The following is a 22497-nucleotide window of genomic DNA, read 5'->3' on the forward strand; positions in this document are numbered from 1 at the left end:
CAAGAAGTGAAGCACTGATTCACAACTTCAGTCAACGTTCGAGCAGCCGCTTCGCACCCCGCACCTCCGCCTCGACGTCGGCCCGCAGCTTCCGCCGCAGCATCGGCTCGACCAGCCAGCGCAGGGGAGCGGCGAACCCGAACGCGATCCGCCGCCGCACCCGGATCCCGCCGTCCACCGGCACGCACTCGAAGTGCGCCTCGAACGTCGAAACCCGGCGCGCGAGGCGGTTCTCCGGCCGATCGGGCAGCTGGACGTCGACCCGCCGGCCGGGGGTCAACGTCATCCGGGAGACGATCTTCGGGCCCGGCCCCAGCCCCGGCAGCGCCGAGCGGAACCGGAACTCGGTGACGTCACCCTCGGTGCGGACCCAGTCGATCCGCCCCAGCTTGCGGTCGATCTCCGCGTACCGGCGCGGGTCCATGACCAGCGCCAGGAACGCCTCCGGCGAGCACGACACGAACTCTTCCACGGTCACCTCAACCATAGAAAGAGAGTAGTTTCTCACTATGGCTCGGACAACCCCCGGCGTCACCCGCCGCCGCATCCTCGACGAGGCCGTGCGCCTCTTCGCCACCCGCGGCTACGACACGACGTCCATCGCCGACATCCAGACCGCCTGCGGCCTCCACCCCGGCAGCGGCGCCCTCTACAAGCACTTCCCCTCCAAAGCCGCCGTCCTCGAAGCCGCCGTCCACGACAACCTCGCGCGCTTGGCCGCCCGCACCGCGGAAACCGCCGACGCCCAGCTGCCCGAGGACCCGCGCGAAGCCCTGCGCGTCCTCGCCGACGTCGTCTGGGCGTTCATGGCCGCCGACCGCGACCTCATCCGCCTGATGATCCGCGAATTCACCGGCTTCCCCGAGCTGTTCGAGCAGATGTGGCACGGCGTCGTGGCCACCGTCTACCGCCGCGGCACCGAGTGGATCACCACCCTGAGGGACCAGGGGAGAGCCGCCGTGCCAGACCCGGAAGCCACCGCGGCCGTGCTCGTCGCGTCGCTGACCTACTACCCGATCCTCGACGTCCTCATCGGACACACCCCCGGCGACCTCGCGCCCGACCGCTTTCTCGCCGCCTGGCTCGACTCCTCGATCGCCGCCCTCAACCTCCGCGCTTGACCAGCGCCACCAGGTACCGGCACACCACCGGCCCCGGGTTCGCGAACACGCAGTCCGCGGCCGGCCCCAGCTGCAGGCAGTCGCCGACGGCCAGCTCGTGCACCTGTGCCCCCTCGTGGAACCGCAGGTGCCCGGCCAGCACCCAGATCTGCTGGTGCAGGAACGCATACGTCCCCGCCACCAGCGGTACCTCGACCCCCGGCGGCAGCTCCACCTCCACCAGCTCCAGCGGACGCCCCGCCGCGGGGGAGACCGACCGCCGCCGGTAGCCCGTCTCCGGGTCCGTCCACACCGGCTGCTCCGCCGCCCGCGCCAACCGCCGCTCGTCGCCTTCGGCGCGCGCGATGAGCTCCGACAACGTCAGCCCCAGCGCGGCCGACAGCTTCGCCAGCAACGCCGCCGTCGGCTGCACGTCACCCCGCTCGATCTTGCCGATCATCGCCCGCGACACCCCCGACGCCTCGGCAAGCGCGGCCGATGAGAGACCTCGTGCCGCGCGGGCAGCGTGCACGGTCGCGGCCAGGCGAGCAGTCAGGGGATCAGTCATAACTCTGGATACTATACGAGCCGTCCCGGCTACCATATGAGCCATGATCCGAGACGCCACCACGCACGACGCCGCTGCCTGCGCCGCCCTCTACGCCCCCTACGTCACCGATACCGCCATCTCCTTCGAAACCGAACCACCCGACACCCCCGAAATGGCCCGCCGCATCGCCGTCGCCCACGCCTGGTTCGTCCTCGAAGACGAAGGAAACATCGCCGGCTACGCCTACGCCACCCGCTTCGCCGAACGCGCCGCCTACCGCTGGTCCTGCGAAACGAGCATCTACCTCGAACAAGGCCGCCGCCGCACCGGCGCCGGCCGCGCCCTCTACGAAGCACTGTTCCAGCGGCTGCGCGAACGCGGGTTCTGCCGCGCCTTCGCCGGCATGACCCTCCCGAACGACGCCAGCGCCGGACTCCACCGCGCCCTCGGGTTCGAGCCCGCCGGCGTCTACCGCCGCGTCGGCTGGAAACACGGCGCCTGGCACGACGTCGCCTGGGTCCAGAAAGACCTTCGCGCAACCGACGGTTGCACATCAGCGCCCGGCGAGCTAACGTGACACGCAACCAAACGTAGCACGAGGAGCTCGCATGGAACACGGCACCATCGAACGGGAAATCCACATCGACGCCCGCCCCGAAGTCGTCTTCGACGTCGTCAGCAGCCCCCAGCACCTCCGCGAATGGTGGCCCGACGAAGCCGAGTACCCCGTCGAACCCGGGGGAGAAGGCCGCATCGCCTTCGGCGGCTCCTGGGTCCGGTTGACCGTCGTCGACGCCATCCCGCCCCGGCACTTCTCCTTCCGCTGGACCCACGCCGACGGGGAGACCGCCGCCCCCGGCAACTCCTTCCTCGTCGTCTTCGAACTCGAACCCGACGGCACCGGCACCCGCCTCCGGATGACCGAAACCGGCTTCCGCGAACGCGGCTGGGACGAAGCCAAGATCGCCGCCGAACACGCCGACCACGTCAGCGGCTGGGACCACTTCCTCTCCCGGCTCCCCACCTACGCCACCAAGGTCGCCGGAGCCACCCCGTGACCACCGCCGTCGACGACGACCTCTGGTCGGCCATCGGCGACCCGACCCGGCGCCGCATGCTCGACCTGCTGCTGACCGAGGGGAGTGGCACGGCGACCAGCCTCAGCGAGCACCTCCCGGTGACCCGGCAGGCCGTCGCCAAGCACCTCGCCGTCCTCGACCGCGCCGGGCTCGTCCACGCCCACAGCGCCGGCCGCGAAAAGCAGTTCCACGTCGACGAAGCCCAGCTCGCCCGCGCCGTCGCCCAGCTCACCGACGTCGGCAACGCGTGGGACGCCCGGCTCCGCCGCATCAAGCACATCGCCGAAACCATCGAAAAGACCATCGAGAAGAACGGGTAGAAAATGGACATCCTGCACCGCATCGGCATCCGCGACACGACCCCGGAGAAGGTCTACGACGCGATCACCACCATCGACGGCCTGGCCGGCTGGTGGACCGAGAAGACCGAAGGGGAGACCGGCGTCGGCGGCGTCATCGCCTTCCGCTTCATCCCGGGCGGCTTCGACATGAAGGTCCTCGAACTCGACCCGGGCAAGCTGGTGCGCTGGGAAGTCGTCGACGGGCCACCGGAGTGGCTCGGCACGACGATCCGGTGGGACCTCGAGCAGCGCGAGGACTACACGATCGTCCTGTTCAAGCACGAAGGCTGGCGCGAGGCCGGTGAGTTCATGCACCACTGCAGCACGAAGTGGGCGAGCTACCTGCTGAGCCTCAAGCAGCTCGTGGAGACCGGGGAGGGCGCCCCGAGCCCGCGGGACGTGCAGATCAGCGACTGGCACTGACGTTACTTGACATAATGTACATTATCGGCACTTGGCGACGTGCTGGGCGGACAGCCGGGAGGGGCGCCGAGCCCGGGGTCGGGCTTGTTCCGATTGCGGGAGCGTCCACTTTGCCAGGACGGCTCCTCTCAAGGTTTGACCCTCCTGCCCGGCGGTCGGTTGCCCGATTGGGCTCCTGAGAGGCCCGAGAGCATCCCCTGAGAGGCGTGAGCACGAGGTCCAGCCACTCAGCCTCAAAACGTCACGGTGACGAAATCAACCAGGGGTCGTGAGTGAGAAACAGTGTTAGAACACTGTTTCTCACTCACGACCCCTTTGGCACCCGACGGGCGTTCGGCGCCCCAGGCTCCGGGTCGGTGTCGAACGTATGTGCGCACGGCCGCGATCAAGGCAGCAGGAGCGTCGAAGCCCAAGAAAACGGCCTCGGGAAGATGTCGTGTCCCCCAGGGGGAAGATCCTGGGTCAGACCGGCATTTCATGCATAATGGCAATTATGCATGAAATGCCGGGTTCGGGGGCGGCCGCGGAAACTGTCGGTGGTGTGCGGTACAAGATCCACATGAAGGTTTCCGAGGCCCAGCAAGCCTTCTTCGCCGCCCGCCGTCCGCGCAAGGACTCCCCGCACACGACCGACGCCTACCGCCGGGATCTCGCCGGCATCACCACTCTCCTGGTTTCGGAGCTCGGGCGTCCGGCCGAGGACCTCGAGGTCGCCGACCTCACCGGGCCGGCGCTGCGGTCGGCGTTCGGCGCGTTCGCCGACGGGCACGCGAAGAGCTCGGTGCTGCGGGCGTGGTCGACGTGGAACCAGTTCCTCACGTTCTGCGTGGCCGACGGGCTCCTGGCGGGCAATCCGATGGGTGCGGTGGCGCGGCCGCGGACGCCGGCGTTGACGCCGAAGCCGTTGCGGGGTGAGGAAACCCCGGAGCAGCTGTTGTCGGCGGCGGCCGCCGGGTCGCGGCGCGCGCGGGATCCGTGGCCGGAGCGGGACGTGCTGGTGATCGCGCTGGGGCTGGTGGCGGGGTTGCGGGCGGCGGAGATGCGGGCGCTGACGTCGCGGTCGCTGGTGGGGCGGGCCGGTGAGCTGCGGTTGCACGTGAAGGGCAAGGGCAGCCGGGATCGGTCGATTCCGGTGCAGCCGGTGCTGGCGGAGCTGATCGAGCGGTACCGGGCGTCGTGCCGGGTGCGGTTCCCGAACGTGCGGTTCTCCCCTGGTTCGCCGTTGCTGCTGGATCGGGCGGGTGAGCCGATCGGGCGGGGTGCGCTGGAGTACCTGGTGAAGTCGTGTTACCGGGGTGCCGGGTTGCACGACCGGGTGCCGGTGGGGGCGAATCTGCACGCGTTGCGGCACACGTTCGCGACGCGGCTGGCGGAGGACGGGGCGACGGCGTCGGAGATCATGGCGTTGCTGGGGCACGCGAGTTTGGCGACGAGCCAAAACTACATCGAGGCGACGGGCCGGGAGCAGCGCGCGGCGGCGGCGAGCAACCGGACGTACCGGGCGTTGGACACTTTGGGCTGACCCCTCGTGAGTGGGAAACAGTGTTCTAACCCTGTTTCCCACTCACGAGGGGTCAGCGGAGTTGTTCGAGGTCCTTAGCGGCGCGGGCGATTTCGGCGGCGAGGCTGCGGAGTTCTCGGGGGTCGGCGCCGTCGTCGGCGGCGGTGACGATGTCTTCGGCGGCGCAGCGGAGCTGGAAGAGGCGGTCCTGGAGGGCGGCGATTTCGGTGTCGGAGAGGACGACGGCGTCTTCGGGGAGGCCGCTGCGCTGGAGCGCGGTGCGGCGTTCGTAGGCGCGTTGGCGGCAGGATTGGCCGCAGTAGCGCCGGCGGCGGCCGACGTTGCCGCCTTCGGGGAGGCGTCGTCCGCACCAGCCGCAGTGCTTGGGGGCGCCTCGGCGGGGCGGGGCGAGTTCGATGGTGGTCGGCTGGGTCAGTTCGGCGGCGTCCCTCACCCGGGAGACCCTAGCTGGCCATCGTTTGCTCATGCCGGGGTCATGGCGGAAGGGCACACTTGGGGGATGCAGGCTTCGTTTCCGTACCTGGCCGATCCGGTCCCCCGTGCCTTCGCGCACCGGGGGTGGCACCTCGATGAGCTCGAGGGGCTGGAGAACTCGTTGCCGGCGTTCAAGCGGGCGTGTGCGGAGGGGTACCGGTACCTCGAGACGGATGTGCACGCGACGGCGGACGGGGTGGTGGTGGTCCACCACGATCCGGACCTCGATCGGACGACCGATGGGTCCGGGCCGATCGCGGCGCAGACGTGGGAGCAGCTGAAGAACGTCAAGGTGGGCGGGAAGGCGCCGTTGTCGCGGTTGGAGGACGTTCTCGAGGAGCTGCCGGACGCGCGGTTCAACGTGGATGTGAAGGCGGATCGGGCGGTGGAGCCGTTCGTGCGGGTGCTGGAGCGGACGAAGGCGTTCGACCGGGTGGCGGGGGCGGCGTTTTCGGATGCGCGGCTGGTGCGGTTGCGGAAGCTGGCGGGGCCGCGGCTGGTGACGGCGATGGGGCCGCGGTCGGCGTTGGCGTTGTGGGTGCGGGGCCGGTTGCCGCTGTTGCCCCTCGGCCGGCTGGTGCTGGGGGCGATGGCGCAGGTGCCGGTGCGGCAGGGGGCGTTGCGGGTGGTGGACAAGGCGTTTCTGGCGATGGCCGGGCGTTCGGGCATCGAGGTGCACACGTGGACGATCGACGATCCGGCGGAGATGCGGATGCTGCTGGATCTGGGAGTGCACGGGATCGTGACGGATCGGCCGGATCTGCTGCGTGAGGTGCTGATCGAGCGGGGCAAGTGGCAGCAGTCCCAGCAGTCGTGAGTGGTAAGTCGGGTTAGAACCCGCTTTACCACTCACGAGGGGTCAGCGGGGTGGTTTGCCGGTCCAGGCGGCTTCCCAGGTTTTGGGGCCGAGGAGGCCGCTGTCCTTGATGCCGTTGGCGCGCTGGAGGTCGAGGACGGCGGTGCGGGTCTTGTCGAGATAGCAGCCGGTGCCGGTGAAGCCGTAGCCGAAGGCGTTCATGCGGAGCTGGAAGGTCTTGAGGGGGTCGGCGCAGTCGCCGTAGCGGTAGACGACGCCGGGCCAGGCGGGGCGGGGGCCGCCTGGCCCGGGTGGTGGGGCGGGCAGGTCTCCCCCGCCGATGTAGGCGGATTCGGCGTAGGTGGGGACGCGTTTGCTGCGGGCGTCGGCGTCGGCGGCGAGCTTGAGCATGCCGGCGCACTGCCAGGGTTGCCAGCCGCGCATGCGGTAGAGGTAGAGGGCGCGGTAGTCCTGTTCGGCGGGGGCGGCCTGGTCGGGGCGGCCTTTTCCGCCGACGCTGCGCCAGGTGGGCAGGTCGAACTGGTAGGCGCCGTAGTAGCCGTTGCCGGTGTTGGTGGCGTAGCGGTCGCTGGATTCGCACATGCGGAGCTTGGCCCAGGCGCTCGACGCCGGGTCCGCGGAGGCGGCGGTGGGGGCGGTCAGCGGCAGACCCATGGCGGCGACGGCGAGGAGCAGCAGTCTCGCCACGGTGCGTCGACGGTTATGGATCATGGGTGCACAGTAGGAGCGTGTCCCGGTGATCACAACAGACACGATAGGCACTTCAGTCTCACATGAATCACTGTTCACTTTGGCCGCCGACCGCCGTGAGCGGCGAACCTGGTGCGGCGGCGGGTCGGTGGATGATCACGAAGCGACAAACCGGACACGGTTTCGGTGGCGTGGTCACCGGGTGTCCGCCTCCCCCGTAGTCTCCGCGCTGACCTGGAAGTTCTCGATCCGAAGGAGCCGTGGATGACGCTGGCCGGAACGCGCTCCACGAAGCGCGAGCGCTGGGGCTGGTACTTCTACGACTGGGCGAATTCGCCGTTCTATTCGTCGACGACGACGGTGTTCGGGGCGCTTTCGATGAGCCCGGTCGCGGCGGCGGACGCGAAGGCGAACATCACCCTTAACGGGGACCGTGCGTGCCTCGATGCGGCGGGTCATCCGGACACGTTGAACCACTGCGACGTGACGTTGTTCGGGTTGCACTTCCCGGCCGGTTCGGTGTGGGGGTACCTGCTGTCGGTGGCGACGGTGGTGCAGGTGCTGGTGCTGCCGATCGCGGGTGCGGTGGCCGACCGCAGTCACAACAAGCGGCGGATCCTGGGCGGGTTCGCGTTCCTGGGTGCGGCGGCCGCGGCGGGGATGTTCGTCCTGACCGGCTCGGATTGGCAGCTGGGGGCGGCGCTGTTCATCGTGGCGAACATCGGTTACGGGGGTTCGCTGGTCGTCTACTACTCGTTCCTGGCCGACATCGGCGGGCCGGACGAGCGGGACGGCATCTCGGCGAAGGGCTGGGCGTTCGGGTACCTGGGTGGCGGGCTGGCGCTGGCGTTGCAGCTGGGGTTCTACCTGAAGCACGACCTGTTCGGCGTGGACCAGGACCTTGCGGTGCAGATCTGCTTCCTGACGTCGGGGCTGTGGTGGGCGGCGTTCACCATCCCGGCGGTGCGGCGGCTCCCCCGGCGGCACGTGCCGGTCGACGTCGCGCCGGGGCGGTCGGTGCTGCGGGCGGGGTTCACGGAGCTGCGGCAGACGCTGGTGGCGGCGAAGGCGTACCCGTTGACGCTGGCGTTCTTGGGCAGCTATCTGGTCTTCACCGACGGGATCAACACGGTGGTGACGGTGTCGGCGCAGTACGGCAAGGACGAGCTGGGGTTCGGCAACAGCGTGCTGATCGTCACGATCCTGGTGATCCAGTTCGTGGCGTACCTGGGTGGGACGCTGCACGGGCTGGTGGCGCGGCGGATCGGGGCGAAGCGGACGATCCTGGGCAGCCTGGCGGTGTGGATGGTGGTGCTGGGCGGGGCGTACTTCGTGCAGCCGCGGCAGATGCTGCAGTTCCTGGCGGTGGCGGTGGGGATCGGGCTGGTGCTGGGCGGGACGAACGCGTTGTCGCGGTCGTTGTTCAGCCAGATGATCCCGGCGGGCAAGGACGCGCAGTACTACTCGCTCTACGTCGTGGGCGAGCGGGGGACGTCGTGGCTGGGGCCGCTGGTGTTCGCCGGGGTTGGGCAGGCGACGGGGTCGTTCCGGCTGGCCATCGTGGCGTTGGTGGTGTTCTTCGCGGTGGGGCTGGTGCTGGTGTGGCTGGTGCCGGTGCGGCGGGCGATCGTGGCGGCGGGCAACCGTCCGCCGGAGGTGTTGTAGCCACCGATAGGGTCGGGCGTCGTGACCTTGCTCAACGACCAAGCCGCCAGCCCTGATCCCACCGATGCCCTGTCGTCGGTTCCCGCGGCCGGTTCGCGCCGGGGGACGCCGCCGGTGGGCAGGCTGAAGTTCTGCTACGGGCCGATGGACTGCGGGAAGTCGACCCTGGCGCTGCAGATCGATCACAACCACGCGCGGCAGGGCCGCCGGGGGCTGGTGCTGGTGCGCCACGACCGGTCGGGTGCGCCGCAGATCTCCAGCCGGATCGGGCTGACCCGGCAGGCGGTGGAGGTCGGTGAGGACACCGACGTGCGTGACCTGGTGCGGCAGGAGTGGGCGCAGGGGCGGCACGTGGACTACGTCGTGGTGGACGAGGCGCAGTTCCTCTCCCCCGGTCAGGTCGACCAGCTGGCGGAGCTGGCCGACGAGGTCGAGATCGACGTGTACTGCTTCGGGATCGCGACGGACTTCCGGAGCCGGTTGTTCCCGGGTGCCGCTCGCCTGTTCGAACTGGCGGACGAGTTGCAGCCGGTTCAGGTGGAGGTGTTGTGCTGGTGCGGGCTGCCGGGGCGGTTCAACGCGCGGGTCGTCGACGGCGAAGTGGTGCGCGAAGGTGACACCGTTGTCGTCGCAGATACCGAACAATCCGTAGTTGAAACTTCAGCTTCAGCACGTTTTGAGGCCGAATTCGCTACTGTGCGTTATCAGGTATTGTGTCGCCGCCACTTTCGATCGGGTGACTTGGGACCGGTTACTGCTCATCACGGTCAGTTACGGTTGACCTGAGCGAGACGCCAGTAGCCCATCCGGGGGATATCAGCACTAAGAAGGCCGTATTGACGTCACGCCAGAGCGCGAAAGGCCTCCTACTAGTGGAAGCTAATGCAGGCGGGTGACGCAGCTCATCGTGAGCAACGACATGGTGTCCCGGGAATCCTCCGGACCCTCGGGTCGTTGCATAGGGTGAGCAACACCCTGGCTCCACCCCGGAGCTGACTGAAAGGACCCCATCATGGCCGACCGTGTTCTTCGTGGAAGCCGGCTGGGAGCGGTCAGCTACGAGACCGACCGCAACCACGACCTCGCCCCACGCCGCACCGTGCGCTACGCCTGCCCGAAGAACCACGAGTTCGAGGTGCCGTTCTCCGACGACGCCGAGATCCCGACGGTCTGGGAGTGCCGCCTGCACGGGAGCGAATCGGAGATCGTCGATGGCGGGCAGCCCGAGCAGAAGAAGGTCAAGCCGCCGCGCACCCACTGGGACATGCTGCTCGAGCGGCGCACGATCCCCGAGCTCGAGGACCTGCTCAACGAACGTCTCGCCGAGCTGAAGGGCCGCCGCACCTCCCGGTCGGCGTGACCCTCCCGGCTTCGGCCTCGTAGCCCAGCTCCCACCACAACGGAAAGGCCCCCGCGACCTCCCCCCGCGGGGGCCTTTCGCATGCCCGGAACACCTACGCCGCGGCCCGAGCGCAGTGAATGACTCATTCCTGACGTCCCACGTCAGGAATGAGTCATTCACTGCATCCGGACGGCCGTCGGGCGGAAGGGGCCGCGGAGGGCCGCCCACTGCAGGAGCATGATCGTCTTGGCGTCCGCGATCTCGCCTGTTCCGATCATCTCCAGGGCCTTGGTGAACGGGAGCTCCAGGACCTCGATGTCCTCGCCCTCCTCCGCGAGCCCGCCGCCGACACCCCGGTCGGCGGGGTCGTAGGGCGCGGCGTAGCAGTGCAGGCGCTCGGTCACCGAGCCCGGGCTCGTGTAGACGTCGAACACGTGCTCCAGCTCCCCGATCCGCACGCCCGTCTCCTCCTCGGCTTCGCGGCGGATCGCGGTCTCCGGGTCGTCGGTGTCGAGCAGGCCGGCCGCCGTCTCGACGAACATGCCGTCCGGGTGGTCGTTGACGTAGACCGGGTAGCGGAACTGGCGGGTCAGCAGCACCGTGCCGCCCTGGAGGTCGTAGAGCAGCACGGTGGCGCCGTTGCCGCGGTCGTAGGTCTCGCGCTGCTCGGTGGTCCAGCGGCCGTCGCCGTGCTGGTAGTCGAACGTCGTGCGGCGCAGCACGTACCAGGCCGACGACAGCAGCTCCACGTTGGTGACCCGGACGCGCGGGTTGCGGGACAGGCTTGTCGAAGAGGTCATGCCCAGACCATAATGTGCATGATTCGGAAAGAACAAGGAGGACCGTGCATGCTGGTCGGCGAACGTCGTGAACTGCTGCTCGCCCGGCTCGCCGCCGAGGGCAAGGTGCTGGCCAAGGACGTCGCCGCCGAGCTCGGCGTTTCCGAGGACAGCATCCGCCGGGACCTGCGCGACCTCGCCGCGGCCGGGCTCTGCCAGCGCGTCTACGGCGGCGCGCTGCCCGTCTCCCCCGCCGTCGCCGACTACGCGAGCCGGACCGCCATCGCCAAGGACGGCAAGGACCGGGTCGCCAAGGCGGCGGCCGCGCTGGTCCGGCCCGGCTCGACCGTCATCCTCGACGGCGGCACCACCACCCTCGCCGTCGCGAAAGCCCTCCCGGAAGACCTCGAGGCCACCGTCGTCACCCACAGCCCGACCGTCGCGGTCGCCCTCCTCGACCACCACGGTGTCGAGGTGTTCCTGCTGGGCGGACGGCTGTTCCGGCACTCGGCGGTCACCTGCGGGGCCGCCGCGGCCGAGGCCGCGCAGTCGATCAGCGCCGACGTCTTCCTGCTCGGCGTCACCGGCGTCCACCCCGAAGCCGGCCTGACCACCGGCGACGCCGACGAAGCCGCGATGAAACGCACCCTGGCCCGACGCGCGGCCGACACCTACGTGCTGGCCAGCGCCGAAAAGCTCGGCGCGGCGTCACGGTTCACCGTGCTGCCTTTCGGCGACGTCGCCGGGATCGTCACCGACGCCGACGACCAGAACGTGCAGGAACTTGCAGAGCGGGGTGTGGCGATCCTGCCGGCGTGACTTCGGCGTACCACTCGCGGCCGGCGACCAGCCCGAACAGCGGTGCCGGCAGCCACACGAGCACCCGCAGCACCGCCGAGAGCCGCCCGGTGCCGCGCACGTCCGACACGTGCGCGGCCAGCGCCGCCTGCTTGCGCGCGGCGAAGCGCCGCACGTCGAACCGGTGGGTGATGGCCGAGGCCGGGCTGTAGGTGTGGCCGAGCGCTTCGGCGTCGTAGTCGAACGGGATCCGCAGCGCCCGGACCACTCGCACGAACCGCTGCGCGAAGTCGCGCGGCAGGGTGGCTTCCAGCAGCCGCGTTCCGGTCAGCCGGGCCGCCCGGCGGGCTACCTGGTGCACCTTGACGTGGTCGGGGTGCCCGTAGCCGCCGTTGCCGTCGTAGCCCAGCAGCAGGTCCGCGCGTTCCTCGTGCAGGACGGCCGCGAGCCGGTGCGCGGCTTCCTCGGTGTCCGCGCGGGCGAAGCGCTGCCTGCCTGGCGGGTCCGCGTACAGCTGCGGGCCGTGACCGCTGTCGGCGTAGCCCAGGTGCACGACCCGGTGCACGCCGAGGATGGCCGCGGCCGCCTCCAGCTCGGCCCAGCGTGGGGTGGGGTGCTCGGCGGCCATGCCGTCGGTGGCCACGACGACCACCACCCGGTGCCCGTCGGCGGCGGCACGGGCGAGCGTGCCGCCGCTGAGCAGGACGGGGTCGTCGGCGTGGGCGTGGAGGGCCACGATGGTCGTCACCGGGCCCATGATGGCCCAGAACGGCCGAAAACGGCTCAGGCGCGCTTGACGAGCTTGCGCAGCTGGTGCCAGCGGCGCTCCGCGCCCCACTTGGCCACCCGCAGGAACGCCTCGCGGATGATCGAGCCGCTCATCTTCGACTCGCCGATCTCGCGCTCGGTGAAGGTGATCGGGACCTCGACGATCTCGAACCCGGCGTCGGCCGTGCGGATCGTCAGGTCGATCTGGAAGCAGTAGCCGTGCGAGTTGACCTCGTCCAGGGCCAGCTTCTCCAGCACGCGGCGGCGGTAGGCGCGGAAGCCGGCGGTGATGTCGCGGGTCCGCATGCCCAGCGCGAGCTGCGAGTAGACGTTGGCGCCGCGGGAGAGGATCTGGCGGTTCACCGGCCAGTTCACGACGCTGCCGCCCGGCACGTACCGCGAGCCGATCGCCAGGTCGGCGTCGCCGACCGCGTCCAGCAGGCGGGGCAGGTCCTCGGGGGCGTGCGAGCCGTCGGCGTCCATCTCGACGATCGTGTTGTACTCCCGGGCCAGGCCCCAGCGGAACCCGGCGATGTAGGCGGCGCCGAGGCCGGCCTTCTCGGTGCGGTGCAGCACGTGGACGTGGTCGTTGGCGGCCGCGCGCTCGTCGGCGAGCTCGCCGGTGCCGTCCGGGCTGCCGTCGTCGACCACGAGCACGTGCACGTCCGGGAGTGCCTTGTGCAGGCGATCCAGGATCGGGCCGAGGTTCTCCCGCTCGTTGTAGGTCGGGATCACCACCAGCACCGGCTCGATTTCCCGGGCCCCCCGCGGCGCCTGCGACATCCGTGCTCCTCCGATATCCGCGGCGGTCAGTCCGCCGCTTCCCCTGCCGTGCCGGCGCTGCTGCGCCGGGTGCGAAAACGGAGTACGAGCCCGCCGGCCACCCCGGCGATCGCCAGAGCCAGCAGCCCGTACTCCGTCCACGCACCTAGTCGATCCGACAGCGTAGTCTGCGTCCGCAGCGGGACGCGCCCGACCAGGGAATCCGCCGTGAAAAGGCCCGTTGAGCTGGTCACCGTCCCGTCCGGGGCGACGACCGCGCTCACCCCGGAGACCGCCGAGACCACGACGGCCCGGCTGTGCTCGACCGCCCGCAGCCGCGACATGGCCAGCTGCTGCACGCTCATCTCGCTCTCGCCGTACCACGCGTTGTTGGTCGGCACCACCAGCAGTTCGGCGCCGTCGCCCACGGCGTCGCGGGCGGGGTAGTCGAACGCCGCTTCGTAGCAGATGAACACGCCGACTTTCGTGCCCGCGGCGGTCATGGTCTGGTTCGCGCCGTCGCCGGGGACCATGTCCACGGTTTCGTTGTCGAGGAACGGCGTGACGAGCTCGGCGACCTTGCGGGCGGGGACGTACTCGCCGAAGGGCACCAGCTGCTGCTTGGCGTAGCGCGCGCCGGGCCCGGTGCGGGGGTCCCAGGCGATGACGGAGTTCTGCAGGTGCCCGTCCGGCAGCCGGTAGATCGCGCCGATGAGCGCCGGGACGCCGAAGTTCGCGACGAGCTGGTCGACCTGCAGGTCCGGGCCGGTGACGGTGGTGGCGCTCTCCGGCCACACCAGCAGGTCCGGCTTGGGCACCTTCCCGGCCCGGATGGCCGCGAGCAGCCGTTGGCTTTCGGCGATGGTGTTGTCGCGCAGCACGGTCCGCTCCCCCTGCAGGGCCAGCCCGATGTCCGGGGCGTTGCCCTGCACGGTCGCGACCGTGCGTTCGCCGTCCTGCGCACCGGTCCCGATGGTCGGCCACAGCGCCAGGCCGGCGACGACGGGCAGCAGCGCGGCCAGTGCGGTGAGGACCGCCGGCCGGGTGAGCTTGCGCACCTCCCACAGCCGGGCGGCGAGACCGGCCAGGCAGAAACCGGTGAGGACGACGGCCAAGCCGACCAGCGGGGCGCCGCCGACCGAGGCCAGTGGCAGGAACGCGCCTTCGGGCTGGCTGAAGGCGACGCGGCCCCAGGGGAAGCCGCCGAAGGGGAACCACGCGCGCGGCGTCTCCAGGGCGATGAACACCAGCGCGCCCCACAGCGGGCCCGCGGGCAGCCGGGACACCAGCGTGATCAGGCCGCTCGCCAGGCCGTGGTAAAGCGCGAGGGCGAAGGACAGGCCCAGCCACGGCCAGGGGCCGAAGTCCGGGCCGAGGAAGTCCAGCAGCCAGGTCAGCAGCGGCAGGAAGAAGACGAACCCGAAGGCGAACCCGTAGCCGAAGCCGGCCCGGAACCGGCGTCCGCGCAGCACGAGGGCCAGCCCGGCGAAGGCCAGCGGGGCGAGCCACCACAGCGGGCGCGGCGCGAAGCTCAGGTAATAGGCGAATCCGGACGCCAGGGCGGCGACCAGCCGCAGGAGCCACGCGCGGGGGAACCGCCGGGTGCGCGCGGGCTGGTGCTGGGCGCCCGGTTCGGGATCCGCCACGGTGACTGCCACGGGTGCCAACTCTAGGTCAGCGCGTCGTGGAGGACTTCACCCGCGCGGACCGTGCGCAGGCACCGCGGGAGGGTGGCGTCCGGTTCGAGCCGGGGCAGCGGCGGCACACCGGCGCGGGGATCGGTGGACCAGCGCTGCACGCGGCTGTCCTGGGTGGCCACGACGAGGTCGGCGGCGTCCCAGATCGCGTAGTGCGCGGGGGCGCCCGGGACGAGGCTGCCGGTGACGCCGTCGTTGACGCCGGCCGCGCGGTGCCCGGCGCGGGTGTGGGCGGTGAAGGCCGCCCGCGGCGACAGGCCCGCGCCCGGCGTCCGGTGGTAGGCCGCGGCGCGGACGCTCGCCCACGGGTCGAGCGGCGTGACCGGCGCGTCGGAGCCGAAGGCGAGCAGGACGCCTTCGGCGGCCAGGGTCGAGAAGGGGTTGAGCCCGGCCGCGCGGTCCGCGCCGAGGCGTTCGGCGTACATGCCTTCCGGACCACCCCACAGGGCGTCGAACAGGGGCTGCATCGAGGCGGTCACGCCCCAGCCGGCCAGGTGCTTGGCCTGCTCGGCGGTGACCATCTCCAGGTGCTCGAGCCGGTGGTGGCGGGCGGCCAGTGCACGCTGGCCGACTTCTTTTTCGGCCAGCCGGAAGCCTTCGACGACTTCGGCGACGGCGGCGTCGCCGATGACGTGGAAGCCGGCCTGCAGCCCGGCTTCGGTGCAGGCGGCGAGGTGCTCGGCGATGCGGTGCGCGTCGAGGTAGCGGGTGCCGTCGCCGGGGTGGTCGGCGTAGGGGTGGGTCAGCGCGGCGGTGTGGGAGCCGAGGGCGCCGTCGACGAACAGGTCGCCGGCCAGGCCGCGGGCGCCGAGGTCGCGGGCGGTTTCGACGGCGCCGAGCTCGCCCCAGTACCCGACGACCTCGGGCGTGCCCGGTCCGGCGAGGGCGAGGAGGGCGGCGAAGTCGGCGCGGCCGGAGATGTCGGGGCCGGCGCATTCGTGGACGCTCACGATGCCCTGCTGCGCCGCCTCGGCCAGGAACGCCCGCTGGGCCCGCTCGCGCTGCTCCGGGGTGATGGCGGCGCGGACGGCCGCGCGCACGGCGTGGTGGGCGGCGCGGGTCAGCGGGCCGTCGGGCGACCAGCCGTCGGCGTCGCGGGCGGCGGGGGCCAGCTCGACCAGCGCGGTGGAGACCAGCGCGGAGTGGACGTCGACCCGGCTGAGGTAGACCGGCGCGCCCCCGGCGGCGGCGTCGAGCTCGGCGCGGCTGGGCAGGCGCGGGTCGGTCCAGGTGGTCTCGTCCCAGCCGTGGGCGAGCAGGACCTGGCCGTTGCCGGCGGTTTCGCGCACGCGGGCCAGCAGGTCGGCGCGGCTGCGGACGCCGGTGAGGTCGAGGCCGGTCAGGTGCAGGCCGGTGGCGGTGGCGTGGACGTGCGCGTCGACGAACGCGGGGGCGACGAAGGCGCCTTGGAGGTCGACGATCTCGGCGTCCGGATGCAGGGCGCGGGCCGGGGCGTCCTGCCCGACCCAGACCACGGTGCCGCCGGTGATCGCCATCGCCGTGGTGTCGGGGCCGGCGGGGGTGTAGATGCGCCCGCCGAGCAGGAGCGTCGTGTGTTCGTCCGTCACCCCCTGAGTCTGCCCCCTGCGTCCACGTGGGGGACGACGACCCAGCAGGCAGGAAGATTTACTCCGCACGGACGATATGACAGGATATTTTAACGCGTTCCCGACGACTAGGAGTACAAGTGACTGCGACCCAGGAACCTGTGACGCCTGCCGCCGCCTTCGACCAGCCCTACGAGTACGCCCGCGCCGAGCTGGTGGAACCCGACTGGCGCCGCTTCCCGGGCTGGCACGACGTGACCGAGGCCGAGTGGCGTGACGCGCAGTGGCAGCGGGTGCACTGCGTCCGCAACGTCAAGCAGCTGCGCGCGCTCATGGGCGACCTGCTGGAGGAACGCTTCTACGACGACCTGCTCGCCGACCAGCGCGAGATGGCGACGATGTCGATGCTGCTGCCCCCGCAGATGCTCAACACGATGGCCCCGACCGCGGGCACCGACCCGGCGAAGGTGACCGAGGCGTTCTACGCCGACCCGATCCGCCGCTACATGCTCCCGGTGCGCAGCGACCGCGACCCGGCCTGGCCGAGCCACCCGCATTCGGAGCGCGACTCGCTGCACGAGGCCGAGATGTGGGTGGTGGAGGGCTTGACCCACCGCTACCCGACGAAGGTGCTGGCCGAGATGATCTCGACCTGCCCCCAGTACTGCGGTCACTGCACCCGCATGGACCTGGTCGGCAATTCGACCGAGACGGTCGAGAAGCACAAGCTGACCCTCAAGCCGGTCGACCGCCAGGACGCGATGATCGCGTACCTGAAGAAGACCCCGGGCGTCCGCGACGTGGTGGTCTCGGGCGGCGACGTGGCCAACGTCCCGTGGCCGCAGCTGGAGTCGTTCCTGATGCGCCTGATGGACATCGACACGGTCCGCGACATCCGCCTGGCGACCAAGGCCCTCGCGGCGCTCCCCCAGCACTGGATCCAGCCGAAGGTCGTCGAGGGGCTCGAGCGTGTCGCGGTGACGGCCCAGCGCCGCGGGGTCAACCTGGCGATCCACACCCACGTCAACCACGCCCAGTCGGTGACGCCCTTGGTGGCGGAGGCGGCCCAGACGGCGTTGAACGTCGGTGTCCGGGACGTGCGCAACCAGGGCGTGCTGATGCGCGGGGTGAACGCGACGCCCGCCGCTTTGCTGGACCTTTGCTTTGCGCTGCAAGGGGAAGCGAACATCCTGCCGTATTACTTCTACATGTGCGACATGATCCCGAACGCGGAGCACTGGCGGGTGTCGGTGTGGGAGGCGCAGGAGCTGCAGCACGCGATCATGGGGTACCTGCCGGGGTACGCGACCCCGCGGATCGTGTGCGACGTGCCTTACGTCGGGAAGCGGTGGGTGCACCAGCTGGCCGAGTACGACCGCGAGCTGGGGATCTCGTACTGGACGAAGAACTACCGGACGGGGATCGAGCTGGAGGACCCGGAGGCGCTGCAGCGGCGGTACCCGTACTACGACCCGATCTCGACGCTGCCGGAGGCCGGGCAGACCTGGTGGGCGAACCGCTCCCGCTGACGCTGGTGCATCACCGTCCGAGACGAGACCCGAGGGGGGCCCGATCCGGGCTGCACGCGCCCCCTCGGGTCTCCGACGGTTCTGACCGCGACGCGGGCTCGCCAGTGACCCGCGTCGGGGGTGTTAGCTGGGCCGGACGGGTGAGGCAGCTCAACCCACGGCCGTGGTGCGGCGTGGAGTCGGCATCGACCGATTCCGAGGGGGAATTCCGTATGTTCCGACGTGCTGCCGCGCTCACCTTCGCGGTACTCGCCCTGGGCGCCGCCGTCACGGCGCCGTCTGCCGCCGCGGGCGAGGCCTGCACCTGGACGGCGCACAAGATCGTGGCGCCCGACGGCTACTTCGACACCGACGTCACCATCACGGGGACCGACAGCCACGGCAACTACTCCGGGTACGTCCTCGACCGCGGCGTCGACATGGGCAAGGTCGTCCTCTGGACCGACGGCGCGCCCCGCATCCCGGGCGCGCTCGCGCCGTTCGTCTACCCGCACGTCGCCGACGAGAACTCCGCCGGGACCGTGCTGCTGGACGGTGGTCTTCCGGCGACGGGCCAGGGCGTCTACCTGTTCAGCGGCGGCCACCGCGGGCCCGGCACGCTGACCCGCCTGCCCGACCCGCCCGGATACCGGCTCGAATCGGCCACCGCGCTCAACGACCGCGGGGATGTGCTCACGTCCGCCACGTCGCTCTCGGACGGCCACCGGGTGAGCGTCCTCTGGTCGGTCCTGGCCGCGGGACCACGGGTCATCGACGTCCCGGGCCGGTACGGCATGGACCTCGACGACGACGGCACCGTGCTGCTGGGCGCCCCGGACAACAAGCTCGGCGGGCTCTGGCGGGCCGGCGTGGTCACCCCGCTGACCGGTGAAGACCGTCCGGTGCTGATCCGGCAGATCCGCAACGGCGTGGTGGTCGGCACGGCGATCGACTCGTGGCCCGCGTCGCGCGCCTTGGCGTGGCACGGCCCGGCCGACCCGCGCCCGCTCGAACAGGGCGGGACGGCGGAAGCGACCAACAAGCACGGACTGATCGCGGGCAGCCTCACCAACCTGGTCGGACCGTCCGCGGTCTGGCAGGACACCAAGCTGCTCGGCCTCCTGCCGTTCCCGGACGGCGGTGACGCGGACGTGTACGTCGTCGGAGACGACGGCGTGATCTTCGGCAACACCAGCGGCGATCACGCCGCGCTGCGCTGGACCTGCGACTGACCGGCGAGGGGCAGCGGCTGGTGCGCCTGCGCAAGGCCCCACGTCACGCGGGACGGAAGCTGCCCAGGCAGGGGTAGCCGGGCAGACCGGCTTTGACCGGTTTGCCCGGCTGCGGGGAGCCCAGCAACCACAGCTGCCCGGTCATCGCGACGTTCGCGGCCAGCGAGATGTCCGCGGTGAGCCGGAACCGCGTCTGGCGCCCGTCCGGGTACAGCGCCCAGCCCGTCAGCCGGACCGCGGTACGCGCCCGGGGGACGAACGGCGTGTCGAGCGCGACGCGCAGTTCCACCCAGCCGCTGTCGGTGATCGGGCGGCGGATCCGCAGGCTGCCGACGGCCGTCAACGCTCCCAGCAGCACGAAAACCGCGCTGCCGCCGCCGATGCCGCCCACCGCGGCCGCGTCCGCGAGGCCGCCGGGTCCGGGATCGGCCACCGACGAGGCGAGCGCGATCCCCGCCGCGCCCAGCGCCACGAACGTCACCCCGGCGACGGCCGACCGCCGGGCCTGGAACGCCCGGTGCGCGGCGATCACCGGATCGTGCGACGGCGGCGTCGGGTGGCGCGAGACGAGCTCGGCAGGCACCGCTCCGGCCACGGGCGCGTCCTCGATCCGCGCGGTCCGCACCCACATCGCACCCGGCACGCGGACGAACACCCGCCGGCCCGTGCCGAGCACCCACAGCCGTCGTTGGCCGGCCAGTTGGACGCGGGGGCCGTCGGTGAGGCGGGTCCGCAGCCAGCGTCCGTCGGGCAGCCGCACCGAGACCCGCGAACCCTTGGTGAACAACCCGTCCGCCGCGATGTCGAGCCGGTGGTACGGCTCTTCGAAATGACTTCGAACGCGCCGGTAGAGGACCAGGACGTAGGTCCATACCGCCAGCAGACCGCCGAAGATGCCGAAGTAGAAGTAGGGCAGCGTGCTCTCCCACCCGCCGGTGAGCATCAGCAGCACGCCCAACAGGACAAAGGCGCCGCTGAGCCCCATGCGGACAATGGTCAGTCCGGTCAATTTCTGGACAAACCCGGCAAACAACGGATCGGCACCCGACGGCACATTCGGAACGGGCTCGTGGACACGAACTCTGTCCGTACCGGAAATGCTGTCCATGCCTTGTCCCCCATCGGTTCGTGTGCTCGGCCGCGGCAGCGTATCCGGCGGGGGAATCGGAACTTCGGTCGGAGGTGCAATTCCGCGGAATAGGGGGAACAGACGTCGCGGAGGTGCTCAGCGGAACGCCATCGGCCGCCGTTCGTAGGGCTGCGGGAGGAGGGCGAGCCGCTGGGGGCCCCACAGGGTGTCGTTGACCGTCAGCCGGCCGGCGAGGCGGTGCAGCCACACCTCGGAGTACTGGGAGTGGAAGAGCGCGTCGCCCGGGATGCGGGCCAGCACGGCGAGGACCAGCCGCAGCACGTCGGTTTCCTGGCTGTCGAAGTCGCCGGTTTTGCTGAGGCCGAAGACGACCTCGACCGTCGGCGCGAACCCGAACTGGCTCTCCACCGGGTCGGGCGGGTCGTACTCGGCGGCGTCGACGCTGAACCACCCGCCGCCGCGCAGCGAGGCTCCCGCGGCGTCGTGCTCGGTGACGGCACCGGGGACGGCGTCGACGAGGACGGCCAGCACCGCCTTCGGCGTGGTCGCCGCGCCGAGGTCGAGTTCGTAGGTGATGGACATGGTCACGCCCTGCCGCTACTGGGGGAAAGCATCGATGATGGTGCCGTTCTTGTCGATGATCTTGACCTCGGTGAGCCCCTTCACCGTGGGGAGGAGCGCTTTCATGTCCGCTACGGACATGGTGCTCCTCTCCATGTTGATGACGATGTACGGGGTCTGTTCCTTGACCTTCTTGCGCAGTTCCCGCCGGATGGTCTCCCGGTTGTCCCTCGGCGCGTAGTTGTCCCACAGCTTCCCCTCCATCTTGTAGTCGGGGTTGCTGCGGCCGTTCACCCCCACTTCCGGCGGGTTCTGGTCGATGCGGTAGCCGGCCCGCGCGAGGGCGGTCGCCGAGTCGTTCTCGATCCGGAGGTTGTCCCGGTTCTCCGCGCTCCCGGAGGAGGTGTCGCTCGGGGTTCCGCCGGGCCGGGCGTTCGGGTCGGGCTGTCCCGAGGGCTGCGTGTGCGCCGTCGACGGGGGCGGGGTGGGCGGATCGCCCGGTTTGCCTCCGCCGCCGGCCTGGCCTTCTTCCAGTTTTCCCCGGATGACCTCGTGCGCGGGGCCGACGCCCGCGCTCGCGTCGACGTCGCCGGACCGCAGCGGCGGCTTCCCGTCGGCCGGTTTGCCGTCGCCGTCCCCGGGCTTGCCGTGGCCCGGCTTGCCGTCGCCGGGTTTGCCGGAGGGGGTTCTGGGTTTGCCCGTCATGACCGCCCTACCCGTCGAGGAGCTTGGCGAGGTTCTGGAGGCTGGTGATCAGGGACGTGGTGTAGGTGAGGATGCGCCCGGCCCACTTCACCACCGCGGCGGCGATCTGTGAGGCGACGACCGGGATGGTGATCACGAAGATCGCCTCGACCGCCCACACGATGACCCGGGCCACGAGGTCGGCGATGAGGTCGCGCACGATCTCGCGGGTCATCTCCACGAGCCCGCCCGCGCCCTCGGTGGCCGCCGCCATCGCCGCCGCGGTGGCACCGAGCCCGCCGATGGCTTCGACGTTGCTGGCCATCAGGCGCCGGTAGCCGTCGGCCGCACCGCCGGTCCAGCCCGGCAGGTCCGCGGCCAGCGCGGCCTTCAGGTCGGCGGAGACGTCCGCCAGCTCGGCGGCCATCCTGGTCCAGGTGGCGGCGTGGGCGGCCACCACGTCCGGCTTGCCCGTCAGCTCGTCGAGCATCTGCCGCAGCGGTTCGAAGTACTCCATGGCCCAGCCCAGCCCGTTGGCCAGCAGCGCGCTGATCGGGTCCAGCACGGTCGCGGCGACCTCGACGCCGAGGCCGGCGCCGGCGAGCGCGTCGTCGACCCAGCCTTCGGTCTTGATCGCGTCGACGAGCCCTTCGATGCTGTCGGCGAGGCTCGAGCCGGTCCACGCCTCGCGGGTCGGCTGGACGGGTGCGATGAGGGACTCGTCGGTCATCGCGCAGGTTTGCCGAGTTCGTTGCCGATGGCCTTCAGCGTGCCGGACGCGCCGGTGTCGGTCTCCTCGTAACGCGCGGCGCTGTCGCGCAACCCCTTCGCGGCGAGGTCGAGGTTGCTCGCGGCGAAGTCGAGCAGGCTGTCCTGCTCGCGGTGCCTGCCCTCCAGCACCGCGGCGATCCACCCGCACAGCAGCCCGTAGGCCTGGTGGTCCTGGGTGATGTGCGTGCTCGCGGACTTGACGGCCGCGAAGCGCGCCCGCAGCGCGTCGAGGTTCGCCGCGTGCTTGCGGAGTTCCTCGGGTTGGACCGTGTAGCCGTCAGCCATGGTCACCGCCGG

27 protein-coding genes are annotated in these 22497 nt (G+C 70.8%); 13 read left to right on the forward strand and 14 right to left on the reverse strand.

The annotated features are described in order from the left end of the window. Positions 1-31: 31 nt before the first annotated feature. Positions 32-487, reverse strand: a complete 456-nt coding sequence (locus ACFPLC_RS37040; RefSeq protein WP_378198087.1) for an SRPBCC family protein — start codon at positions 485-487, stop codon at positions 32-34. A gap of 22 nt (positions 488-509) precedes the next feature. Here ACFPLC_RS37040 and ACFPLC_RS37045 point away from each other — a divergent pair, with 22 nt between their 5' ends. After that, the gene (locus ACFPLC_RS37045; RefSeq protein WP_378198085.1) at positions 510-1121 is read left to right on the forward strand and encodes a TetR/AcrR family transcriptional regulator; all 612 of its coding nucleotides are present in this window, start codon (positions 510-512) and stop codon (positions 1119-1121) included. Here the strand turns inward: ACFPLC_RS37045 and ACFPLC_RS37050 are convergent. Then, positions 1105-1668 (reverse strand): helix-turn-helix domain-containing protein, encoded by a 564-nt coding sequence (locus ACFPLC_RS37050; RefSeq protein ID WP_378198083.1) that lies wholly within the window; start codon positions 1666-1668, stop codon positions 1105-1107. The genes ACFPLC_RS37045 and ACFPLC_RS37050 overlap by 17 nt on opposite strands. A 43-nt stretch (positions 1669-1711) precedes the next feature. Between ACFPLC_RS37050 and ACFPLC_RS37055 the strand changes: the two genes are divergently transcribed. From ACFPLC_RS37055 to ACFPLC_RS37075, 5 genes are all read left to right on the forward strand, one after another. After that, complete coding sequence (locus ACFPLC_RS37055; protein WP_378198081.1) at positions 1712-2227, forward strand: GNAT family N-acetyltransferase; 516 nt, start codon at positions 1712-1714, stop codon at positions 2225-2227. A gap of 31 nt (positions 2228-2258) precedes the next feature. Next, complete coding sequence (locus ACFPLC_RS37060; protein ID WP_378198079.1) at positions 2259-2708, forward strand: SRPBCC domain-containing protein; 450 nt, start codon at positions 2259-2261, stop codon at positions 2706-2708. Continuing rightward, positions 2705-3049: an ArsR/SmtB family transcription factor gene (locus ACFPLC_RS37065; protein ID WP_378198077.1), complete on the forward strand. Its 345-nt coding sequence runs from the start codon at positions 2705-2707 to the stop codon at positions 3047-3049. Before ACFPLC_RS37060 ends, ACFPLC_RS37065 begins: the two co-directional genes overlap by 4 nt. A 3-nt stretch (positions 3050-3052) precedes the next feature. Next, positions 3053-3493: an SRPBCC family protein gene (locus tag ACFPLC_RS37070; RefSeq protein ID WP_378198075.1), complete on the forward strand. Its 441-nt coding sequence runs from the start codon at positions 3053-3055 to the stop codon at positions 3491-3493. A gap of 541 nt (positions 3494-4034) precedes the next feature. Further along, positions 4035-5015, forward strand: coding sequence for a tyrosine-type recombinase/integrase (locus ACFPLC_RS37075; RefSeq protein ID WP_191306077.1), 981 nt, complete (start codon positions 4035-4037; stop codon positions 5013-5015). 52 nt (positions 5016-5067) lie between these two features. Here the strand turns inward: ACFPLC_RS37075 and ACFPLC_RS37080 are convergent, their stop codons facing one another. Then, positions 5068-5448 (reverse strand): hypothetical protein, encoded by a 381-nt coding sequence (locus tag ACFPLC_RS37080; RefSeq protein ID WP_378198073.1) that lies wholly within the window; start codon positions 5446-5448, stop codon positions 5068-5070. A 66-nt stretch (positions 5449-5514) separates the two neighbouring features. Here ACFPLC_RS37080 and ACFPLC_RS37085 point away from each other — a divergent pair, with 66 nt between their 5' ends. Further along, positions 5515-6306, forward strand: a complete 792-nt coding sequence (locus ACFPLC_RS37085) for a glycerophosphodiester phosphodiesterase (RefSeq protein WP_378198071.1) — start codon at positions 5515-5517, stop codon at positions 6304-6306. Positions 6307-6348: 42 nt separating this feature from the next. Here the strand turns inward: ACFPLC_RS37085 and ACFPLC_RS37090 are convergent, their stop codons facing one another. Then, on the reverse strand, positions 6349-7017 hold the full coding sequence (locus tag ACFPLC_RS37090) for a transglycosylase family protein (RefSeq protein ID WP_378198069.1): 669 nt from the start codon (positions 7015-7017) through the stop codon (positions 6349-6351). Positions 7018-7260: 243 nt separating this feature from the next. On the opposite strand from ACFPLC_RS37090, the gene ACFPLC_RS37095 reads away from it, so the two are divergent. From ACFPLC_RS37095 to ACFPLC_RS37105, 3 genes are all read left to right on the forward strand, one after another. Beyond that, positions 7261-8661, forward strand: coding sequence for an MFS transporter (locus ACFPLC_RS37095; RefSeq protein ID WP_378198067.1), 1401 nt, complete (start codon positions 7261-7263; stop codon positions 8659-8661). Positions 8662-8682: 21 nt separating this feature from the next. Next, positions 8683-9447, forward strand: coding sequence for a thymidine kinase (locus ACFPLC_RS37100; RefSeq protein WP_378198065.1), 765 nt, complete (start codon positions 8683-8685; stop codon positions 9445-9447). A 226-nt stretch (positions 9448-9673) separates the two neighbouring features. After that, positions 9674-10021 (forward strand): RNA polymerase-binding protein RbpA, encoded by a 348-nt coding sequence (locus tag ACFPLC_RS37105; RefSeq protein ID WP_003081521.1) that lies wholly within the window; start codon positions 9674-9676, stop codon positions 10019-10021. Between the two features lie 158 nt (positions 10022-10179). Here ACFPLC_RS37105 and ACFPLC_RS37110 read toward each other — a convergent pair whose 3' ends face one another. Next, on the reverse strand, positions 10180-10803 hold the full coding sequence (locus tag ACFPLC_RS37110; RefSeq protein WP_378198062.1) for an NUDIX domain-containing protein: 624 nt from the start codon (positions 10801-10803) through the stop codon (positions 10180-10182). Between the two features lie 48 nt (positions 10804-10851). On the opposite strand from ACFPLC_RS37110, the gene ACFPLC_RS37115 reads away from it, so the two are divergent. Continuing rightward, positions 10852-11601 carry a DeoR/GlpR family DNA-binding transcription regulator gene (locus ACFPLC_RS37115; RefSeq protein WP_378198060.1) on the forward strand — a complete coding sequence of 250 codons (750 nt, stop codon included), beginning with the start codon at positions 10852-10854 and terminating at the stop codon, positions 11599-11601. On the opposite strand, the gene ACFPLC_RS37120 is transcribed toward ACFPLC_RS37115, so the two are convergent. From ACFPLC_RS37120 to ACFPLC_RS37135, 4 genes are read right to left on the reverse strand one after another with little or no spacing between them, the layout of a single operon-like run. Next, a complete protein-coding gene (locus tag ACFPLC_RS37120) occupies positions 11534-12337 on the reverse strand; it encodes a PIG-L family deacetylase (protein ID WP_378198058.1) in 804 nt (267 codons plus the stop codon). The two genes, ACFPLC_RS37115 and ACFPLC_RS37120, sit on opposite strands and share 68 nt — an antisense overlap. 26 nt (positions 12338-12363) lie before the next feature. After that, positions 12364-13131 (reverse strand): polyprenol monophosphomannose synthase, encoded by a 768-nt coding sequence (locus tag ACFPLC_RS37125; protein WP_191306086.1) that lies wholly within the window; start codon positions 13129-13131, stop codon positions 12364-12366. Positions 13132-13157: 26 nt separating this feature from the next. Then, positions 13158-14768: an apolipoprotein N-acyltransferase gene (gene lnt / locus ACFPLC_RS37130; protein WP_378198056.1), complete on the reverse strand. Its 1611-nt coding sequence runs from the start codon at positions 14766-14768 to the stop codon at positions 13158-13160. Positions 14769-14779: 11 nt separating this feature from the next. Continuing rightward, positions 14780-16375, reverse strand: a complete 1596-nt coding sequence (locus ACFPLC_RS37135; RefSeq protein ID WP_378198054.1) for an amidohydrolase — start codon at positions 16373-16375, stop codon at positions 14780-14782. A 119-nt stretch (positions 16376-16494) separates the two neighbouring features. On the opposite strand from ACFPLC_RS37135, the gene ACFPLC_RS37140 reads away from it, so the two are divergent. Both ACFPLC_RS37140 and ACFPLC_RS37145 read left to right on the forward strand, forming a co-directional pair. Beyond that, positions 16495-17883, forward strand: coding sequence for a KamA family radical SAM protein (locus ACFPLC_RS37140; RefSeq protein ID WP_378198053.1), 1389 nt, complete (start codon positions 16495-16497; stop codon positions 17881-17883). Between the two features lie 212 nt (positions 17884-18095). Continuing rightward, on the forward strand, positions 18096-19094 hold the full coding sequence (locus ACFPLC_RS37145; RefSeq protein WP_378198051.1) for a hypothetical protein: 999 nt from the start codon (positions 18096-18098) through the stop codon (positions 19092-19094). Between the two features lie 43 nt (positions 19095-19137). On the opposite strand, the gene ACFPLC_RS37150 is transcribed toward ACFPLC_RS37145, so the two are convergent. The 5 genes from ACFPLC_RS37150 to ACFPLC_RS37170 all read right to left on the reverse strand — a co-directional run bounded on the left by ACFPLC_RS37150 (position 19138) and on the right by ACFPLC_RS37170 (position 22485). Further along, positions 19138-20079 carry a hypothetical protein gene (locus ACFPLC_RS37150; protein WP_378198049.1) on the reverse strand — a complete coding sequence of 314 codons (942 nt, stop codon included), beginning with the start codon at positions 20077-20079 and terminating at the stop codon, positions 19138-19140. Between the two features lie 240 nt (positions 20080-20319). After that, positions 20320-20766 (reverse strand): SitI3 family protein, encoded by a 447-nt coding sequence (locus ACFPLC_RS37155; protein WP_378198105.1) that lies wholly within the window; start codon positions 20764-20766, stop codon positions 20320-20322. Positions 20767-20781: 15 nt separating this feature from the next. Next, positions 20782-21450, reverse strand: coding sequence for a CdiA C-terminal domain-containing protein (locus tag ACFPLC_RS37160; RefSeq protein WP_378198047.1), 669 nt, complete (start codon positions 21448-21450; stop codon positions 20782-20784). 7 nt (positions 21451-21457) lie between these two features. After that, the gene (locus ACFPLC_RS37165; protein WP_378198045.1) at positions 21458-22159 is read right to left on the reverse strand and encodes a hypothetical protein; all 702 of its coding nucleotides are present in this window, start codon (positions 22157-22159) and stop codon (positions 21458-21460) included. Continuing rightward, positions 22156-22485, reverse strand: coding sequence for a type VII secretion target (locus ACFPLC_RS37170; RefSeq protein WP_378198043.1), 330 nt, complete (start codon positions 22483-22485; stop codon positions 22156-22158). The genes ACFPLC_RS37165 and ACFPLC_RS37170 overlap by 4 nt, the downstream gene beginning before the upstream one ends. Positions 22486-22497 lie beyond the last annotated feature (12 nt).

The organism is Amycolatopsis plumensis (assembly GCF_042652605.1).
GTDB lineage: Bacteria > Actinomycetota > Actinomycetes > Mycobacteriales > Pseudonocardiaceae > Amycolatopsis > Amycolatopsis plumensis.

What these genes read in the sequence shown, in the direction of transcription:
- ACFPLC_RS37040 (WP_378198087.1), bottom strand. Translation starts at nt 487, where the DNA reads ATGGTTGAGGTGACCGTGGAAGAGTTCGTGTCGTGCTCGCCGGAGGCG.
- ACFPLC_RS37045 (WP_378198085.1), top strand. Translation starts at nt 510, where the DNA reads ATGGCTCGGACAACCCCCGGCGTCACCCGCCGCCGCATCCTCGACGAG.
- ACFPLC_RS37050 (WP_378198083.1), bottom strand. Translation starts at nt 1,668, where the DNA reads ATGACTGATCCCCTGACTGCTCGCCTGGCCGCGACCGTGCACGCTGCC.
- ACFPLC_RS37055 (WP_378198081.1), top strand. Translation starts at nt 1,712, where the DNA reads ATGATCCGAGACGCCACCACGCACGACGCCGCTGCCTGCGCCGCCCTC.
- ACFPLC_RS37060 (WP_378198079.1), top strand. Translation starts at nt 2,259, where the DNA reads ATGGAACACGGCACCATCGAACGGGAAATCCACATCGACGCCCGCCCC.
- ACFPLC_RS37070 (WP_378198075.1), top strand. Translation starts at nt 3,053, where the DNA reads ATGGACATCCTGCACCGCATCGGCATCCGCGACACGACCCCGGAGAAG.
- ACFPLC_RS37085 (WP_378198071.1), top strand. Translation starts at nt 5,515, where the DNA reads ATGCAGGCTTCGTTTCCGTACCTGGCCGATCCGGTCCCCCGTGCCTTC.
- ACFPLC_RS37090 (WP_378198069.1), bottom strand. Translation starts at nt 7,017, where the DNA reads ATGATCCATAACCGTCGACGCACCGTGGCGAGACTGCTGCTCCTCGCC.
- ACFPLC_RS37095 (WP_378198067.1), top strand. Translation starts at nt 7,261, where the DNA reads ATGACGCTGGCCGGAACGCGCTCCACGAAGCGCGAGCGCTGGGGCTGG.
- ACFPLC_RS37105 (WP_003081521.1), top strand. Translation starts at nt 9,674, where the DNA reads ATGGCCGACCGTGTTCTTCGTGGAAGCCGGCTGGGAGCGGTCAGCTAC.
- ACFPLC_RS37110 (WP_378198062.1), bottom strand. Translation starts at nt 10,803, where the DNA reads ATGACCTCTTCGACAAGCCTGTCCCGCAACCCGCGCGTCCGGGTCACC.
- ACFPLC_RS37115 (WP_378198060.1), top strand. Translation starts at nt 10,852, where the DNA reads ATGCTGGTCGGCGAACGTCGTGAACTGCTGCTCGCCCGGCTCGCCGCC.
- ACFPLC_RS37120 (WP_378198058.1), bottom strand. Translation starts at nt 12,337, where the DNA reads ATGGGCCCGGTGACGACCATCGTGGCCCTCCACGCCCACGCCGACGAC.
- ACFPLC_RS37125 (WP_191306086.1), bottom strand. Translation starts at nt 13,131, where the DNA reads ATGTCGCAGGCGCCGCGGGGGGCCCGGGAAATCGAGCCGGTGCTGGTG.
- ACFPLC_RS37145 (WP_378198051.1), top strand. Translation starts at nt 18,096, where the DNA reads ATGTTCCGACGTGCTGCCGCGCTCACCTTCGCGGTACTCGCCCTGGGC.
- ACFPLC_RS37150 (WP_378198049.1), bottom strand. Translation starts at nt 20,079, where the DNA reads ATGGGGCTCAGCGGCGCCTTTGTCCTGTTGGGCGTGCTGCTGATGCTC.
- ACFPLC_RS37155 (WP_378198105.1), bottom strand. Translation starts at nt 20,766, where the DNA reads ATGTCCATCACCTACGAACTCGACCTCGGCGCGGCGACCACGCCGAAG.
- ACFPLC_RS37160 (WP_378198047.1), bottom strand. Translation starts at nt 21,450, where the DNA reads ATGACGGGCAAACCCAGAACCCCCTCCGGCAAACCCGGCGACGGCAAG.
- ACFPLC_RS37165 (WP_378198045.1), bottom strand. Translation starts at nt 22,159, where the DNA reads ATGACCGACGAGTCCCTCATCGCACCCGTCCAGCCGACCCGCGAGGCG.
- ACFPLC_RS37170 (WP_378198043.1), bottom strand. Translation starts at nt 22,485, where the DNA reads ATGGCTGACGGCTACACGGTCCAACCCGAGGAACTCCGCAAGCACGCG.